Origin of the sequence: Croceibacterium atlanticum (assembly GCF_001008165.2) — a bacterium.
Lineage (GTDB): Bacteria > Pseudomonadota > Alphaproteobacteria > Sphingomonadales > Sphingomonadaceae > Croceibacterium_C > Croceibacterium_C atlanticum.
The window spans coordinates 3,133,396-3,151,602 of the sequence record NZ_CP011452.2 but is presented as its reverse complement, the minus strand read 5'-3'; the positions used below and the strand labels follow the sequence as shown (position 1 = coordinate 3,151,602).

At 59.3% G+C, this 18,207-nt stretch carries 14 protein-coding genes; 8 read left to right on the top strand and 6 right to left on the bottom strand.

The annotated features are described in order from the left end of the window. Positions 1-90: 90 nt before the first annotated feature. Entirely contained in the window at positions 91-1,209 is a 1,119-nt protein-coding gene (dinB, locus tag WYH_RS14855) for a DNA polymerase IV (RefSeq protein ID WP_046904448.1), read from the top strand. On the opposite strand, the gene WYH_RS14850 is transcribed toward dinB, so the two are convergent. The 4 genes from WYH_RS14850 to WYH_RS14835 form a co-directional block, all read right to left on the bottom strand. Next, the gene (locus tag WYH_RS14850) at positions 1,206-1,682 is read right to left on the bottom strand and encodes an NUDIX domain-containing protein (protein ID WP_046904447.1); all 477 of its coding nucleotides are present in this window, start codon (positions 1,680-1,682) and stop codon (positions 1,206-1,208) included. The genes dinB and WYH_RS14850 overlap by 4 nt on opposite strands. Continuing rightward, positions 1,670-2,290, bottom strand: coding sequence for a 6-phosphogluconolactonase (locus WYH_RS14845; protein ID WP_046904446.1), 621 nt, complete (start codon positions 2,288-2,290; stop codon positions 1,670-1,672). Before WYH_RS14845 ends, WYH_RS14850 begins: the two co-directional genes overlap by 13 nt. A gap of 76 nt (positions 2,291-2,366) precedes the next feature. Next, positions 2,367-2,828 (bottom strand): Dps family protein, encoded by a 462-nt coding sequence (locus WYH_RS14840; protein ID WP_046905237.1) that lies wholly within the window; start codon positions 2,826-2,828, stop codon positions 2,367-2,369. Between the two features lie 99 nt (positions 2,829-2,927). Next, the gene (locus tag WYH_RS14835; protein ID WP_046904445.1) at positions 2,928-3,491 is read right to left on the bottom strand and encodes a hypothetical protein; all 564 of its coding nucleotides are present in this window, start codon (positions 3,489-3,491) and stop codon (positions 2,928-2,930) included. A gap of 1,072 nt (positions 3,492-4,563) precedes the next feature. On the opposite strand from WYH_RS14835, the gene WYH_RS14830 reads away from it, so the two are divergent. From WYH_RS14830 to WYH_RS14800, 7 genes are all read left to right on the top strand, one after another. Continuing rightward, the gene (locus tag WYH_RS14830; RefSeq protein ID WP_244877934.1) at positions 4,564-5,313 is read left to right on the top strand and encodes a hypothetical protein; all 750 of its coding nucleotides are present in this window, start codon (positions 4,564-4,566) and stop codon (positions 5,311-5,313) included. After that, positions 5,310-6,506 (top strand): M48 family metallopeptidase, encoded by a 1,197-nt coding sequence (locus tag WYH_RS14825; RefSeq protein ID WP_046904443.1) that lies wholly within the window; start codon positions 5,310-5,312, stop codon positions 6,504-6,506. The genes WYH_RS14830 and WYH_RS14825 overlap by 4 nt, the downstream gene beginning before the upstream one ends. 3 nt (positions 6,507-6,509) lie before the next feature. Beyond that, complete coding sequence (locus WYH_RS14820) at positions 6,510-7,097, top strand: hypothetical protein (RefSeq protein WP_046904442.1); 588 nt, start codon at positions 6,510-6,512, stop codon at positions 7,095-7,097. 537 nt (positions 7,098-7,634) lie between these two features. Next, entirely contained in the window at positions 7,635-8,915 is a 1,281-nt protein-coding gene (locus WYH_RS14815) for a site-specific integrase (protein WP_235979551.1), read from the top strand. After that, positions 8,912-10,129 carry a tyrosine-type recombinase/integrase gene (locus tag WYH_RS14810; protein ID WP_046904441.1) on the top strand — a complete coding sequence of 406 codons (1,218 nt, stop codon included), beginning with the start codon at positions 8,912-8,914 and terminating at the stop codon, positions 10,127-10,129. Before WYH_RS14815 ends, WYH_RS14810 begins: the two co-directional genes overlap by 4 nt. 185 nt (positions 10,130-10,314) lie before the next feature. After that, a complete protein-coding gene (locus WYH_RS14805; RefSeq protein ID WP_046904440.1) occupies positions 10,315-11,301 on the top strand; it encodes an AAA family ATPase in 987 nt (328 codons plus the stop codon). 7 nt (positions 11,302-11,308) lie between these two features. Next, the gene (locus WYH_RS14800; protein ID WP_046904439.1) at positions 11,309-13,648 is read left to right on the top strand and encodes a S8 family peptidase; all 2,340 of its coding nucleotides are present in this window, start codon (positions 11,309-11,311) and stop codon (positions 13,646-13,648) included. On the opposite strand, the gene WYH_RS14795 is transcribed toward WYH_RS14800, so the two are convergent. After that, positions 13,645-16,188: a polynucleotide kinase-phosphatase gene (locus tag WYH_RS14795; protein WP_046904438.1), complete on the bottom strand. Its 2,544-nt coding sequence runs from the start codon at positions 16,186-16,188 to the stop codon at positions 13,645-13,647. The two genes, WYH_RS14800 and WYH_RS14795, sit on opposite strands and share 4 nt — an antisense overlap. Beyond that, a complete protein-coding gene (locus WYH_RS14790) occupies positions 16,185-17,591 on the bottom strand; it encodes a 3' terminal RNA ribose 2'-O-methyltransferase Hen1 (protein ID WP_046904437.1) in 1,407 nt (468 codons plus the stop codon). Before WYH_RS14790 ends, WYH_RS14795 begins: the two co-directional genes overlap by 4 nt. Positions 17,592-18,207: the final 616 nt, after the last annotated feature.

The following is an 18,207-nucleotide window of genomic DNA, read 5'->3' as shown; positions in this document are numbered from 1 at the left end:
CGCGGCCCTAGCCTCATGCTGCGGTGCGGTAAATCGGTTTTGTAACAGGCGCGCGTGGCAAAGCCCGCGCGCAGGGGCTACATCCCGGCCATGACGAGGCCCGCGCCCGAAGAGGATGCCGAGGAAGCGCAAGGGCTGCGCAAGATCATCCATGTCGACATGGATGCCTTCTTCGCCAGCGTGGAACAGCGCGATAATCCCGATCTGCGCGGCAAGCCGGTGGCGGTGGGCGGATCTTCCGGCCGCGGCGTAGTGGCGGCGGCCAGTTACGAAGCGCGGCAATTCGGCGTGCGATCGGCCATGCCTTCCGCCACGGCGAAGCGCAAATGCCCGGACCTGATCTTCTGCAAGGCCCGGTTCGACATCTATCGCGAAGTGTCCCAACAGATTCGCGAGATCTTTCGGCACTTTACACCGCATGTTGAGCCGCTGAGCCTGGACGAAGCCTATCTGGACGTGACCGACGATATTCGCGGCATTGGCAGCGCGACGCGGATTGCCGAACTGATCCGCCAGCGGATCAGGGAGGAAACGCGGCTGACCGCCAGTGCCGGCGTGTCCTACAACAAGTTCCTGGCCAAGCTGGCGAGCGATCAGAACAAGCCCGACGGCATATGCGTGATCCGGCCCGGCCAGGGCGCGGCTTTCGTCCAGTCATTGCCGGTGCGGCGTTTCCACGGGGTCGGCCCGCGCGGGGCGGAAAAGATGGCGCGTCTGGGCATAGAGAGCGGCGCCGATCTGGCGAAAAAGGATGTGGCATGGCTGCGCAGCCATTTCGGCAGTTTCGGCGATTATCTCTATCGCGCCGCGCGGGGCATCGATCTGCGCCCCGTGCGCGCCAACCGTATCCGCAAATCCATCGGCGGCGAACGGACCTTCCACGAGGATATTTCGAGCGGCCCTGCCCTGCGCGAAGCGCTGGCCAATATCATCGACATCGTGTGGGGGCGGATTGAAGAGGCCAATGCCAAGGGGCGCACGATCACGCTGAAACTGCGCTATTCCGATTTCCAGCTGATGACGCGGGCCAGATCCCTGCCCGACTTTGTGGCGGACAAGGCGCAATTCGCACGCGTGGCAGGGGAATTGCTGGACGCGCAATTGCCGTTGCCCATGCCGATCAGGCTGATGGGCCTGACGCTCAGCTCGCTCGACCGGCCGGATGCCGAAGCTGAGGAAGAGGATACGGCGCAGCTTTCGCTGCTCTAATCCCTCCCCGTCCGTTCCCGCCAGAGATCGAGCCGCCTGCGCGAAAGACCGCTGAGCCGCAAAGGCAGTTCATCCGGGGCGAACATCCCCGCCTCGATCACCTCGCGGCCATCGGGCCTGGGTTCTCCGACCAGGGTCAGCGCGAAGACATAGGCCGTGTGCGGCGCGCCCGATATCCGTTCTTCCAGCACGCTCAGCAAGGTTACATCCTCCGCCTCGCAGCCGAGCTCCTCGAACAATTCACGCCTTGCGCCGGCTTCCGGATCCTCCGCCTTGCCGATCCCGCCTCCCGGAAGGGACCACAGGCCCGAACCATAGGAGTGCCGCACAAGCAGCACGCGGCCCTGCCGATCCGTTCCGATAATCGAAACGCCGGCAATATGGGGCCGGGCCAGCCGCCGGAAACGCGCGCGAAGCCGATGAGCGATCCTGAGCGCGGCGCGATGCAGCGGCGCGGGTATCAGGTGAAGCATGTCACCTTCTGCCGGGCAGCGCCAAGCAGGCGCGCGATTGGTAGATCCACTTTCCCTTCCATGGCGCGAAGGAACAGGGCCCGTTTGTCTTCCCCGCGAATGACGAACAGCAATTCGTCACTGTCGAGCAGAGAGGGGATGGTCAGCGTAATCCGGTCGAACGGCGCCTCTGGCGGCAGGGGATCGGGCGTCAGGCGCCTGATCGGCAGGGGATCATCCACCTGCGGATCGGTATTGGGAAAGAGCGAGGCGATATGCCCGTCCGCCCCCATGCCCAGCCACGCCACGGCAAAATGCGGGACGTTTTCGCCCGTGGCCAGCGGCACGATCCTGGCCCCTGCCGGTTCCAGCAGGGCGCGGATCCTGCCGGTATTGCTGGCCGGGTGATCTTCCGGCACTTCACGATCGTCACCCGGCCAAACGGCGATGCGTTGCCAATCCAGCCCGTCCCGAGCCAGTTCTTCCAGGATGGGGAACGGCGTGGAACCGCCGGGCACCGTGATGGCAACGGGCCCTTCCTGCGCATTCAGCGCGGCAGACAGGCGGGCCTTGAGCCAGGCGGCGATATCTGAATCGCCTGCATTTTCGATCAATTGGATTTCGGCCATGAAACGCCCCCTACACACAAAGCCCCCGCGGCGCGATGGCCGCGGGGGCAGATTTGACCCTGGAGGGGGGACAGGGTCAGTTAATCGTTTCGCTGAGGAACCAGATCCGTTCCTCGGTCTGGTCGATCCAGTCATCGACCATGCCGTTGGTGGCATTGTCGCCAGCGTCTTCCGAAGTCTGTTTCACGGTCTTCAGCCGTTCCAGCAGCTTCACATTATCGTCCCGCAATTCCTCGATCATTTTTTCCGGAGCCAGATTGATATCGTCCTGATCGGCGATGTTGGTCGCCTTCGAGACGGAGCCCAGTCCGGTCAGCGTCTTTTCGCCAATCTTGCGAACACGTTCGGCAATCGTATCGACAAGGCCGAACAATTCCCCTGCCTGTTCATCGAACATCAGATGCAGGCTGCGGAAACGCGGGCCCGATACGTGCCAGTGAAAATTCTTCGTTTTCAGATAGAGTGCAAGGTGATCGGCCAGCGCGCCATTGAGTGCTTCGACCAGCGCCGCTTTCGAATTGTCTCCGGTATTTGCCATAATCTTGATCCCCTTTCGTGAATTCCATTTGGGGATGTAACGGCGCGCCACAAGATCGGTTTCGCGCAGTATCACGAAGAGACCGATCGCCTCAGTCGATCACGCAAGAATGCCCAGCCCTATCAACAACATGGCGGCCCCGGCCAGCAGCAGAAGAGTGGCTGCTGCCCAGCGCAATGCGGCCAGAGGCAACCGTTCTTCCCATTCGGCGCCCATTGCCCAGGCAAACGTCAATACGATGCCACTGCCCAGCGCACCGCCCGCCGCGGCCAGCATCGGCACGCCATTGGCAACGGAGAGAGCCAGCACGAGAAACCGCGCCGCATCCGTGATCTGCGATGCCAGCAGCACCAGCAGCATCGCCCCGGCAGACCGGGTCGGCTCTGCCGGTTTCCTGCGCGGGCGCAGCAGCGCCAGCTCCCCCGCGCCCATCAGCAGGGCCATGGCGGCGAAGACCTGCTTGGCATCGGGCGCCATCATCGGCGCCAGCACACCGCCGACCCACGCGGCCAGGGCCGAACTGGCAATGCAACTGGCCCAGATCGCCACCAGCAGGCCCACGCCCTGCCCCAGCGAGTGGGAAAGCCGCGCCGTGGACACGACTTCGCGCCCGCCAATCGTGGCAAGAACGCAAGCAATCAGCGTGGTAAAGAATGCCGGCAAGGAACCTCCCCGTCACTTATTGTAACGGTGGAGCGGTGAAGGGAAGCCAATAGGCTGGGCAAGCCATTGAATTCAATTTTCTTTTTGAAAACAACGATTTCAAAGGCCCCCAATCTGGCCCCCAGCGTACCGCGCTTCTGTGGAAAAGGCTGAGAACAAGCGAGATCATCGCGCCCTTCTTGAAGCTTGGCTTTTAGCGCTCCGAGCGATGTCTGTCATGGCCCGTGACAACAACTCACCTGCGAGCAGAGCGCCGCAATAGCACATCGAGGAAGCCAGAATTCTGCGGATCGCAGACCACTTGCAGCCTCGTAAGGAATTACCGCACCAATCCAATGCCTTAAAGGAGAGCGAGTTGCCAGCGGTTCGGTGCAAACCCGCTCAACTCGTAGACGGGTGACTTTCACCCAAACCACATTTATTAATATAAACCAACGGCTTGCATCCCGAATTCGCGGTGTACGGTGTGCTCGCCAGATTACGTTTTGCGCGAGTGGGCGTTAGATAGAGCGAGATCATTGCCTGTGCCCTTACAGGACAAGTGAATGGAGGTAGAGCCGCGCGGCGATTGAGCGCTGAAGAACGGCAGCTTTGCGCCCCAATCCCGGCCGTTGGAGACTTTAACCTGTTCCCCCGAAAGCAGACATACACCAAAGCCCTACCGGAGGGCCGACATTGGGACTTTCCAGTCATTCCAAAGCAAGTGGTCGAACAGCAGTTCTGAAAAAAAGCGGGCATTCAGCTTTCGCCTGATCAGCATCGCAGAATGACATAGAATGAGCCGATTCCTGACTAGCGGTTTCTGGAACGGTCCAGGCGGAAAGCTGCCATTCGGCTTACGCTCCCCTTCGGCCACTTAGGAAGCGCCGCTCGAAATGGGCACTGCACCTAAGGCAGCCCCCTCAGAAGGGTAAACGCGAATCCTGTAGCAGGAGAATTAGGTTGGCCTACTGCAAGCGTAGCAGGAAATGGCAGTGCTGCACCGATAGGCAATAGGCATGGATACAAATTCTCTGCTGATTGACAGCGGAATGGCTGTAGCTAAACAATCGCTATAAATGGGGGGGTGACAGTGAATTTCCTGACAAAAATGCTTGCCGCCGTGCTGGCGCTTTCCGTCCCTGCGCCGCTTGCCGCACAGGAACGTGGCGCGGTACGACACGATTTCGACGCTACGCAACTGCAGGGCGGAGCTCGTATTTTGGTTTTCCGTCCGCGCATTCGGGTGGGCGAACAATCGACCGGCGGCATGTTCGAGCCCCGCGCTGACTGGACCGAATTGGCGCGAGACAATCTCGGCACGGCTATTGATGATTACCAAGCGCGGTTTGGCGCATCGCTGATTGACGCCCCCGAGGCGTTTGGCGACGAAGCACGGCTGGTGGATGATTACATCACCTTGTTCAGCGTGGTCTCCGAATCGATTGTCAACTATCAGTTCTTTGTCGGCAACCGGCTGGAAACCAAGAAGGCGAACAACCGCGAGGATATTTTTGATTGGTCGCTCGGATCAGGCGTGGGCGAACTACCCGGGGCCGCCCAGGCCGACTATGCCTTGTTCATTAACGTCGAGGATCACTACGGCTCGACTGGACGTAAGGTGTTGCAGGTATTTGCCGCGCTAGGTGGGGTCAGCGTGACTTCGGGCCGCCACGCGGGCTTCGCTGCGCTGGTCGACCTGCACACGGGGAATATACTTTGGGTCAATGCCGACCTCCAAATGGGCGGAGACGTGCGAGAAATTGATGGGGCGCAGCGCCGCGTCGAACAGCTCTTCGAGGACTTTCCGTTGCTGCCGAATGACGCGGTCGCGGCCGAATGAGTGTACTACGCCGGGCGTGTGCCGCCGCCGCGCTCATCTCACTCGCAATCCCGTTTGCAGCCACCGCGCAAGACGAATTTGCCGTGCCAACTTACGAGGGCGTCTACCAACCGCAGGACCGTGACGAGCGTGGACTGTGGACGATGGCAGATGAAGACGAACGCCTGCTCCGCGATGCCGACCTGGTAATCCGCGATCCCGCACTCAACGACTACATCCGCAGCATATTATGCCGCACCGTGGGTGACGATCGCTGCGGCAACGTGCGTATCTACATTGTACGGGTCCCCGTCTTTAACGCCTCGATGACCCCCAATGGCACGATGCGAATAAACACCGGTTTGTTGCTGCGTATGCGCAATGAAGCCGAGCTGGCTTCGGTGCTAGGCCACGAGTTCGCGCATTTCGAACTTCGCCATACGCTGGCAAATTACCGCAATACGCGGTCCGGCAGCGATCTCCTTGCCTGGACTGCAGTCTTGGGCGCGGCCGCAGCGACCTATGGCGGTGCGTATAACAACAACCGCGACTTGCAGCTGGCGGTCTTGGGCGGCGTGTACAGCTTTCGACGAAACCAGGAGCGCGACGCTGACATGCTCGGCTTTGGCTACATCGCGCAGGCCGGTTTCCGGCCCGCCGCAGCAGCTGACGTCTGGCGCGCAGTGATGAATGAGGCAGACCAGACCGCTATCGATCGTGGTCGCCGCACATCGCGCTACAATGGGGTGGCGTTCTTTGCCAGTCATCCGACCAATCTTGAACGCGCAGACACGCTGGCGACGCTTGCCAACCGCGTCTCCGGCGGCGACTATGAAGGTCGCGATGCTTATAGCCGCGCGCTGGCACCGTGGGTCGCCCAATTCCTCGCCGACGAGCTTGCTTTGAACGATTTCGGCGGCACCGATTATCTGATTAACCGCATCGCGGGCGACGAATATACTGCTGACCTGCTGTTCGCACGGGGCGAACTGTACCGCGGCCGGGGTCATCCACGTGACTTGGTCAACGCGGCGGAATTTTACCGGCGAGCACTCGACCTCGACCCGGATCTGAGCGCAGCCTGGCGCGGAATGGGGCTGTCGTTGATTCGCAGCGGCGAACTCGCGCTGGGGTCTGACGCGCTGCGCACCTACTTGGAGAAAGCCCCTGAGGCCCCCGACGCGGCGATGCTCCGCACTATGGTACAGGAGTGACGAATGCGTAAACTTGGATTGATGCTGTCGATGCTGTTCGCGCTGACACCGGCGGCCGCGTCGGCCCACCGCTTAATTGAGGCCAATGCCGCTGTGACTGTAGCGCGTTCGGATGTCACCGTAACCCCGACGATTGAATGGAACCGCATCAGCCAACGACCGGGTAACCGTGCCGAGCGCTGGACGCTTGACGGCGAGCTACTAAACGACGTGCTGTTTTTCGCAGAGGTCGGCGATGGTGATACATTGTTTCGTGAAGTAAACCGCCGTGAAATGCCGCTGCCGCAGTTCTCGGGCAACATGCTTCTGGTCGACGTGCCCAGCTTCCTGGAAAGCTCGCTGCGGATCAGCAAGGGCGTGGCCACCTTCGAGGTGACTTCGGCAGCGCCGGTCCAATTCCTTAGTCATGACGGCATCCGCTTCGAATTTACAACGCTCGGTGCAGACGACCTGCAACGGCGGGGAGTTGCCCAAGCCACCATCATCGACGGCAATCTATTCATGATGCTGTACGAGGCCCCAGCGCTGCACTTCTTCCAGCGCAATTTGGCCGATTTCGAACAACTGGTCGCCAGCGCTCGGATTGACTGAAATTGCGTCTCTTGCGTTGGTAGCCGAATGGTAGATTCCGGGCGACCGGCACTGCACGGGGAAGCCGCCGTTCCGAGGCTAGATCGCAAATTGCAGCTTCCGGCCAGACCCTGCCGTCTCAACTGAGCCGACGCGACCTTCGCTTTCCGGAAGTCGGCGGAGAAGCCTGTATGAGCGAGATGAGGGCAGCACTGCTGCCAGGCCGATCAACGAACCGGGAATGGCCGGTTGGGGAAGGAGCGGCCTTCCCGCGCTAGCAGCGGAACGCATTTAGTTGGTCGACAGTTGCCTCACCGGAGCTTCGCGAGGAAGGGCAGCTATCTCTATTTCACTGCCCGAAACCTGACGGTCGGCAAGCGGCCTAAAAGCAGCCTCAAACGCCAGCGAGGCTGCAAATCCAACTCTAAGCGATGCGTAGCCCCGCGAGCACCTTGTCTCGCCTTTCTGGCCTCTCCACTGTAACTGGAAACGTGAGCACACCCTACGCAGTAAGACTGCCATGGTATGGGAAAAAATGCCGTAAAATCAGTGCGTGAGATGCTGGAAGTGCTCGGCAGCAGGCATGCTGTTGAAGGCCATCCGATCCCCGAAAATGACGGTAATTCCGCGACTTTTGAGGGCAGTTTTGCTAGTGACGATTGCCATATGGTCCCCAGGCGGCGAAAGCCCGGGCGCCGGGCACTGCTCGATGGCAATTTCGCGCGGCGCAAGCTGCCGCTTCGCGAGACCGAATACTGCATCTGGGATACCGAGCTTGCCGGATTCGGCCTGCGTGTCAGGCCGAGCGGCAATTACTTCTGGTTTGTCCGCGTACGACATCGCGGTAAGCATCGCCGGATTTCGCTTGGTCGAACGGATGAACTCGATGCTTCTATAGCAAGGGCTCAGGCGCGGCGCATTCTTGCCGAGGTGGCGCTAGACGGTCTGCCCAAGCGTGCCGTGGTCAAAGCCACGCCAACGCTTTCTGATTTCGTCGAGACGTATTGGGATGACCTTTCGCGGGTCTGGAAGCCTTCGACGATCAAGCGCAATCGGAATGCGTGGCGGCTTTCCATCGAGCCTGAATTTGGCGCGATGCGGGTGGCGGACATCATGCCCGCCGACATCCACCGCTGGCGTGACGGTTGCTCCGGGGAAGGCGAAACGAGCTTCAACCGCGCCGTGCCGGTTCTCGCCTCGCTCATGAAATACGCCGAGGCGCTGCGGATGCGCCGCAAGGGATCGAACCCTTGCCGGGGGATGCCGCGCTTCAAGCGCCCGAAGATGGAGCGATACCTCACACCTGCAGAGTATCGCCGCCTTGGTGCGGCTTTGCGTGAGGCTGAGGCCGAGCATCCCATTCCGGTCTCAATACTGCGTTTGCTGATGTTCACCGGCGCGCGGTTGGGCGAGATCAGGTTTCTTCGATGGGGAATGGTGAAACCGCCGCGGCTCGTGCTGCCCGATAGCAAGACCGGCCCGAAAGTGATCTGGCTCAACTCTCAGGCGCTTGAGGTGCTGGCAGGATTTGAGCGCGGCGAAGACGACGCGCTGGTGTTCGTCAACTCAAGGGGCAAGCACCCGGTCAACATCGAACCGTGGTGGTACAATCTGCGCCGACGCTGCGCGATGCCCGATTTGCGCGTCCACGATCTGCGGCACAGCTTCGCCTCGACCGCCATCATGGACAATGTGCCGCTCGCCACCATCGGCAAGCTGCTAGGCCACGTCTTGCCGGAGACGACGGCAAAGTACGCGCATCTGTCCGATGACGTGATCGGCGATGCCGCCGAGCGCATCTCCGGCTCGCTGGCGCAAGCGATCGGACTGCGGTCATGACTGCTGCCAGCCTCAAGCGCATTGTCGAAGAGGCACTTGCCGAGGTTGGAGCATCGGTAAACTTCAGGCTCGTTCCCAAGGGCAAGGCACGGACGACGACCTGGCTCGGGATCGAGCACGGCTTCGGCATCCGCCACTATCCCAGCGGACGAAACGTTTACATCGTGCAGACCCGGATGGGTGGCAGGCTGCGCACTGTCACCATCGGCCCGGCTTCGGTCCTCACGCGCCATCAAGCGCAAATGGTCGCGCGCCGCGTTATTGCCTACGCGCAGGTGGGGCGCGATCCGGCCACCGATCGAAAGCGCATTCGATCCGCGCCGAGGTTCGACGATTTCCTTAAGGAATATTGGACCCGCTGGTCGCCGCGCTGGAAAGTCTCGACGCTCGATTCACACACACGCTATCGGCGGCTCTACCTCGACGACGCCTTCAGGGGCGTCTTCATCGACGAGGTCAATGAAGAGCATGTGACCAAGTGGTTTGCCGAGCTCAACAACCGCACCGGTCCGGGTGCTGCCAATCGGACCCTCGAAATCCTCAAGCACATGCTCAACAAGGCTGAGGCGTGGGGGTATCGGCTGGAGAATACCAACCCGTGCCGGTCAATCCGACCGAACCGCAAACGCCAGTGCGAGCGGTTCTTGACGGTTGAAGAGCTGGGGCGGATCGGGATCGAGCTTGCGAAGTTGCGTGAGAGCGACGACCTGACCGCCCGCTGTGAGGGCGCGGCAATCACCCTGCTGCTGCTGACTGGTTGTCGCAAGGGCGAGATACTCAATCTGCACTGGGGCGACGTGAAGGGAAATCGGCTGAACCTTCGCGATAGCAAGACTGGGCCGCGCACCGTCTGGCTCGGCTCCGCCGCGCGAGAGGTCATTGGTGGCATCCCGCGCCATCGGAAGCTCCCCTGGCTATTCTGGAACTACCGATACCGGCGGCATATGCGGGACGTTGCTTGGGCATGGAAAGGTATTCGCGAACGTGCCGGGCTTGGTCAGGTCCGCATCCATGACCTGCGACACACCTTCGCCAGCCATGCCGCCATGAACAAGGAAACGCTGCCCATGATCGGTCGGTTGCTTGGCCATGCGAACCACCAGTCGACGGCCCGGTATGCGCATTTGGATGATGGCCATTTGCTGGATGCGGCGCAGCAGATTGGCGACGCAGTCGAACGAATGTGCGGGGGAAATCAGTCGCTTTGGAATTGATCCTTGTGGACGAAATGTGGACAAGCACGAAGTGCGCATACGGATTGCGATTCTTCGCCAGAGGAATCCTTTCGCCAGAGCAAGATAGCTCCGAAAGGTTCGCCGATCCGCTTGCGCGTCATTGCTGGCGATTTTGACAGCAATCGCTATAGTGGTCTGGGGCAGCTTCGGTTGAATGGAAGAGAATGGCGCGCGGCGAGTTGATGAAAAAGCTGCTGGCAAGTTACGGCCGGGACGAGGAGTTCCGCGCTGTGGCCGAGCAGATCATCGGCGAAGAGGAAAAGAAGAATAACCGCGTTCTCGCTCGTTCGCTGCGCAAATCCTTGGAGACCGGTCCTTCGCCGCGATCAAAGCCGAGAGGCCTTGCGCCATTAATTCCATTCCCAGAGTCAGCTGGTGATTTCATCGAGCTGGTCGAGCCGTCGCACAACAAACAGGACATCGTACTGTCCTCCGAGAATGTGCGAATCTTCTTGTCGTTGCTGCGAGAATATCGTCGCGGCGACGAGATCCGTCGGCGCGGCCTGCCTGTGCGCTCCAAATTGCTTTTCTGCGGGCCGCCGGGCTGCGGCAAGACATTGTGTGCTGAAGTGTTCGCGGCAGAGCTCGGTTTGCCGCTCTATATCGTTAAGATTGATCGGCTCATCTCGTCTTACCTTGGCGAAACAGCGACAAATATCCGCAAGATCTTCGAGTTTGCTCGCAAGCAACCCACTGTCCTCTTTTTCGATGAGTTTGATGCGCTAGCCCGTGCACGGAGCGAAGATGGCGAGCACAGCGAGTTGCGCCGGGTAGTGAATAGCCTCCTGATATTCATTGACCGGATTCAACCGAAAGGTTTTTTGGTAGCTGCGACCAACTTCGACCAATCGCTGGATTCCGCGATATGGCGGCGGTTTGACGAAGTAATATGGTTTGACCGTCCTGATCGACGAATGGCCGCTCGATTCCTTCGAATGAAATTTAAGAACGTTCCATTGCAGTTCGATCCCGAGGCCCATTTGGATGGCTTAGATGGATACTCCTACGCTGAATTGGAAAGGATCTGTGTTCAGGCGATCAAGGCATCGATCATCGATCAGCGAAAGCAGGTTTCGGAAAAGGACTTCCTCGATGCATTGGTTGATGAGCGGCGGCGGCGTAGACGCACAGCGCGTATAGCCGAAGCATGAGCTGTCATTGCCTCGCTACGATCACCTTGAGCTTGTCAGGCTGCCGGAGCGCCTCCCTCGCCGCAAAACCGGTGGCGGTGGGCCACCACCGCAACGAAATCCGGGCGGGCACAGCCGCCAGCTCAGCAACGAGCTCGACGAAGCAATAGCGTCACAAAGACGGCGACGCAGGCCTGATTCCGTCGATCCATCACTTATTTTGCGTGTCCAGATGCATGGGGCACTCCAAGAGGATGAGTGGGCGAAAGTTGGGCTGACGGTCCTCTCGAGCGACGAGGATCGCACACTCATTTTGTTTGCCGATAGTGATGAACTTGATGAGTTCCGGAACAAGCTCGACAGCTATGGGCAAGGAACGCAGCCGGGTCGGCAGAACCCGGCTTATGCCGCTTTCATCGCAAATGTTGATGCGATCGCCGAGGTCGCGCCGCGTGATCGCATTGGGATGCGCGCGCGCGAAGAAGGCTTGGTTGAGGTCAACGATTTCCAGGCGGGTGTAGAGTATATACTCGACATCGAACTTTGGGATTTGGGACCACGAGCCTTGCGTGAGCGCAAGCTCGACGACATCGCTGCGTACTCAGAGGCCCTCGGGGCAGAAGAGTTGGACCGTCATATTGGTCCCAATTTGACGATGCTTCGATTGCGTGCCGATGGAACGGTGGCCCGCAGTCTGCTGAACATCGAGGAGATCGCCGAACTCGACTTTCCGCCGGAGCCCGATCTCACCACGAGTGAGTTAATTGAGCGACCGTTGGTGGATGTGCCAGACCCCGAGGACGCGACCGACGATCTCCCACTAATTGGCATCATTGATAGCGGGATCAACGATCACCCTTTAATTGAAGACGTTATCGCGGGATCCATCGCCATTCCGGATACGCTCGGTACTGCCGATGATTTTTGCCATGGGACCTTTGTCGGAGGAATAGCCACCTTTGGCGATTTGCGGGCTCAGCTTGGGCAGGAGAGGCTGGTTCGCTACGCAAGGCTCTGCTCGGCGAAGGTAGTGGATGATCGGGGGCGATTTCCGAATAGTCGGCTCACTCCGCGTCTAATGCGCGAGGCTGTCACCCGCTTACACGATGAGTTTGGTTGCCGTATTTTTGTGGTGGCGCTGGGTGATCGTAAAAAGCTCATCGAAGGATCCAAGGTTGGCCCTTGGACGCAAACCCTCGACGAACTTGTCCGTGAGCTGGACGTGGTCATCATCGTGTCCGCCGGAAATCACCAACCGCGAGGTGGCAACAGGATCGAAGAGGCGGTTACGGAATACCCTCGCTATCTAGTCGAACCAAGCAACCGCCTTTGTGAACCGGCGGGCGGAATGAACATAGTTACCGTCGGTTCGCTTGCGCATAGCAATGGCCTGGGCCGACAAGCTCAAGAGAATATCGGAATTCGTCCCATCGCCGATCTGAACGAGCCATCTCCGTTCTCGCGTGCCGGACCGGGTGTGCGGGGATCGATCAAGCCCGATTTCGCAGACATTGGCGGAACGCTGATTTATGACGGGCAAGCAATTGCGTTGCGCGGCGGTGAAGCAAGGCCCGAAGCCGGTGTTGTCTCGCTTCATTATCGGCCAATAGATCGCTTGTTTGCGACCTATTCGGGTACGTCGTACGCTGCTCCACTCGTCGCTTTCAAGGCGAGCCAAATACTGGCTCGCTTTCCAGATGCATCTGCAAATCTTATTCGCGCACTTCTGGCAAGCAGTGCTATTCCTCCAGAAGAGGCGCTGAGGCGTCTTGAGCCGTTGGGAGGACGAGCGGCCCTCGACCTTTGCGGACATGGGCTAGTAGATGCCGAAAGGGCGGCGTTCTCCGACGATGCGCGGGTCATTCTCTATGCTGAGGATGAGCTCGAGATCGATCATTTCGCTGTTTACCAGATACCCATCCCGGACGCATTTCAAACGGAGCGCGGCCGCCGCACGGTCCGCGTGAGTTTAGCGTATGATCCGCCGGTTCGACATAGTCGTCTCGACTATAATGGTGTGTCGATGGGATTCCGACTCATCCGGGGCTGTGAGCCTGACTTGATCTTTGAGCATTTTCGCCAGCGAACCGCAGAGGAAGGGCCGTTTCCGCGAGTTGAGAACCGCTACAACTGCGATTTGAGTCCGAGTTCTACAATCCGCGAGAAATCAAGTCTTCAAACTGCTTCTGTAACCTTCTCAAGAGACATCCAGCAATACGGCGACAATTATTACCTTGTGGTCCGCTGCGCGGGTGGTTGGGCTGGAGACGTCGGTCGCCAGAGTTTTGCTGTGACAGTCGAACTGTCACACGAAGCGGAGGTGCAGCTTTATGAGCGCCTCCGGCAGCGGGCCAGGGTCCGTACTTAAAGCCGCGGATCAACCGGTTCGCTCTCCATCGCCAGCACTCCGAACACGCATTGGTGCACGCGTGTGAGCGGAGCGTGGTCGACGAACCGTTTCAGCGCCTCGATCCCCAACGCGAATTCGCGCAATACCATCGACCGCTTTTGGCCAAGTCCTCGTTTTTTCAGCCGCTCGATGTTGCCTGGTCGGTCGTAGTGCGGGCCATAGATGATCCGCAGATACTCGCGCCCGCGACACTTGATGGCAGGTTGCAGAAGGCCGCGCCGACCGCGAGCGATGAAGTCGAGCGGCTTGACCACCATGCCCTCGCCACCCTTGGCGGTCATGGCCTCCCACCATTCGATTGCCTCTTGAATCTGAGTAGCGTCGTCGAGATCGAGAGCTCGATATTCGGTCGCAAGCAGTAGGTCTGCGTCAGCAGCACATAGCCTGTGAGCCATCCCCATGTGCCAGAGGTGATCCTTATCGGAATGTACCTGACCCTCCGATGCCAAGAGATGGAACGGTGCGATCTTCAGGTCTGCAATGCCTCCGAATGGGTGGACATACCGGTTATAAGCTTCGCGATAATTCGCCGCGTCTTCGAGGCGCTGGAAAACTCTCGCTCCCAAGTCTTTGATGTCCACGCCACGCGCGATGGCAGCCTGCAACGCAGCATCGAGGGCAGATAGACCTGAGTTGGCGGCTGCACCGACTGACGCGTATTGGCCGCGCACAAGCGCACCGGCCTTCATGCTCCAAGGCATGATTTCACAGTCCCACAGGACCCAATCGGTATCGAGCTCAGTCCACAGGCCTGAACTCTCCATCGCCTGGTCCACGCGGTGCAGAACCGACGCCTCTAATTCGGCATCGTTGAAGAAGCGCCGACCGGTTCGGGTCACGATGGTTCCTCGCGAACCATCGTGAATGCCAAAACGCTTGGCCGCGGTTTCTTGGGTTTTCGACAGCACGATTAGCGCGCGCGAGCCCATGTGCTTTTCTTCGAGCACAAGCTTTCGTGCGCCCTTCGAGCCGTAGTAGGCGAAGGCCTCTTCCGGCCGCTCTAGCCATCCGTCCAGCGCGCTCGTTTCCGCTGGCGACATGGTCGGCGGCAGATGGATCAGCCAGTGCGGATCGACTGCGTGCCGAGTCATTACCTCTAGCGCTGCAGCTGCGTTATCTTCGCGCACCGTCACATGACCATAAAGGCCAGTTTCGATGACCTGCTTGCCAAGCACGTCGGCAATGTTGAGCTGATGCGCCGGCGTGCTCCCCGTATCGGCGGCGGGAGCATCAAGGGGCCGGATCGGCTCGTAGTAAGTCCGCTCGGCATCGACTGACACCAATTCGAGTTCGGGGTAGCGAAGGGCAGTAAGCTTGCCGCCGAACACGCAGCCGGTGTCGATACAAATCGTGCCGTTGACCCAGTTCGCTTCGAGCACAGGTGTGTGACCGTAAACGACCTTGGCGCGACCCTTGTATTCGGATGCCCAGTCCCACCTGACGGGGAGGCCAAACTCATCGACCTCGCCAGTTGTCTCACCATACATGCAGAAGCTGCGGATCGCGCCAGAGGCGCGGCCCTGCATTTCTTCCTTTAGACCGGCATGGGCGACGACGAGCTTCCCATCGTCGAGCAGGTAGTGACTCAAAAGACCGTCGAGCCACTCGCGCATCTCAGCCAAAAATTCCGGCGGCTCGCTACCAAGCTGCTCGATGGTTTCGGCAAGCCCATGCGTCGGTTTGACATTGCGGCCAGACAGATGGCGCTTCAGCTTGTCATCGTGGTTTCCGACCACGGCCAAGGCAGTGCCGGAGTCCACCATGTGCTTCGCGATACGCAGGACGTCAGGTGAACGCGGCCCACGATCAACAAGATCACCAACGAAGATCGCCCTACGACCTTCAGGTGGAGTTACATGGACGTCCTTGCCTTCCCACGAAACTTGATAGCCAAGCTGGTCCAAGATGGTTTCGAGTTCATCGGCACAACCGTGCACGTCACCGATAATGTCGAACGGTCCGGAGTCTTCGCGACGGTCAGTCCAAAGGCGCGTCCGCGTTATCTCGACCGCCTCCACCTGCTCGATGGTGCGCAAGCGATGCACGTAGCGGATGCCTTCGCGCCCCATGCTTTTGATGGAGCGTTTCAGATTGAGCATCTGGCGACGGACCGGTCCTGCACCAAACTGGCGGTCGGGACGCTCGGCGTTGCGAGCAAGTGCGACCTCTTCAGGCAGTTCGAAGGTAATGGCGACGACCAGGGCGTGCCATTTGCGGGCAAGCGCGACCAGGCTCTTGCGGGATTCCGGTTGTACACTGGTTGCATCAACGACCGTGAACCGCCGGTTCTTGAGCCGTTTCTCGACGATGAAATGGAGCATGTCGAAGGCGTCGCCGGTGGCGGATTGGTCAGTCTCGTCATCGGCAATCCAACCACGCATGCGATCCGAGGATACGACCTCAGTCGGCAGGAAGTGCTTCGACGCAAAGGTAGACTTGCCCATACCCGACGCGCCAACCAGAAGGACGAGCGCGAATTCTGGAATCTCGATCTTCATGCCGCCTCCTTCACCGCATCGACGCGTGAAAAGATGGCGACCTGTGTCGGGTGACCATAAGTTGGATCTTCGCTCCCAATTCCTTCGTATCGAACTTCGTAGCCGTACGCCTTCGCAACTGATTCCGCCCAATGGTGGAATTCGGAACGCGACCACTCGAACCGATGGTCCGAATGCCGCATGGCGCCTGGCTCCAACCCTTCGAAAAGGACGTTGTATTCGCTATTGGGAGTGGTCACGATCACGTTTGCCGGTCGCGCGTGGCCGAACAAGGCCGCTTCCAGTGCTGGTAACCTCTCTGCATCGATGTGCTCGATAACCTCCACAAGAGCGGCCGCGTCGAAACCCTTGAGACGATCGTCGCGGTACACGAGCGAGCCTTGCATCAGCTCAATCCGCTTGCGCTTGATGTCGGGCATGTGGTCCAGCTTCAGCCGGTCACCTGCCTTTGCGAGAACGCGCGGCGCGACCTCGACACCGACAATGCGGTCGAGACCCTTGATCGTGAGAAGCTGGCGCAACAACCGACCTTCTCCGCAACCAAGATCGAGTACGCTCGACGCTCCTAGATTGCGGATCAAATCCGCCAGATAATCCATGCGCTGCGTGTTGAGCCGGATCGGCTTTTCGATCTTTTCTTCCTCTGTATCGCGCGACGCGTGTTCCTCCGGTTCTTCCGCCTCAACCCGCTCCTCTAGTTGCTCGGTTGCTGACCGCATGAGCGACCGGAACCCGAGCAGGTACCGACGAACGATGAGCTCCTTCTCAGGATGCGCCTCAAGCCATTCGCCACCCTTTTGCAGCAGTTTTTTGACCTCATCTTCACCCACGTAATAGTGCTTGGAATTGTCCAGCACCGGAATGAGTACGAAAAGGTGCGTAAGCAGGTCCTGAACCCTTACCGTGCCTTTGATGTTCAGCGACACATATGGGCTAGCCCCCCACTCTGGATGCGCCGGATCGAGCGGAATTGCTTCTGCCTCGACCGAGTATCCCAACGGTTCGAACATGCGCGCCAGAAGGTCAGCCGACCCCCTGGCCGGGAGCGGCGTAAGAAAACATTCAAGCGGGATCGCGGTATCAGCAAGCTCCTGACGTAGCTTTGATCGGCCAGCCATTGCGGTATTGAGAAGGCGGCCAAGAGCGACCGACAGCAGCGATGACGCGGCATAAGGCCGGTCATTGACATACTGATCCTCAATGCTCGCCTTGCCCCTGACCAGCGCGACCGGATCGACCTCTAAAGTAATCGCGGCGGTGCATCGATCCTCCCCGGCCTCAGGGTAAAACAGCGTCGCTGATCCAAACGGCAGGTCGACCGAATGGACGTTCTCCGGATGCTTCATCAGGAGGAAGCCGAGGTCGGTAGCAGGCCTGTGAGTGGTGGAGATTGTCAGAAGCATTTTCTCGATCCGGGTATAAAAAAGCCCCGTCGATTTCTCGGCGGGGCTGCGTCCTTTGTCTGGGTGGTTTCCGAACTAGGGCGCAGCGTTTTGATTGGGCAGCAGGGCGCGGTAATTGCGCGCGCAAAACCGCTCGTCGCCAAAGGCGGAATGATTCAGAGCAGGCAGTTTCGCTATGAGCATGTGCTTCTAGTTCAACAATTCTTCGATACGGTCAAGCAAGCAGTTGGAAGTGGCTGCGTGTGTCCGACGGTTGGTAGGATATGCATGTTGGCTATTTGGTCCCCATTTCGGAACAGAGCGTGATTTTGGGCCCCGACTTTGGAACCATCTTGAGAAAACTTTTCCGCTCGGATGCCGCTAGAAGGCGCGTCAATCCTCTGGAAAATAGATCAAAACTCTCAGGTCACTGATCGCAGTGAGACCGGACCCGAACACGCAGTCAGAAACCCGGTTGACCGGGCACACCGTACCCCGCGAATTCGGGACCTATCTACCTAATATCATTGTGAAATTGCAGTCTGGGCGAAAGTCACCCGTCTACGAGTTGAGCGGGTTTGCACCGAACCGCTGGCAACTCACTTGACGATAAGCATCTGTAAAAGCACGGCACTTC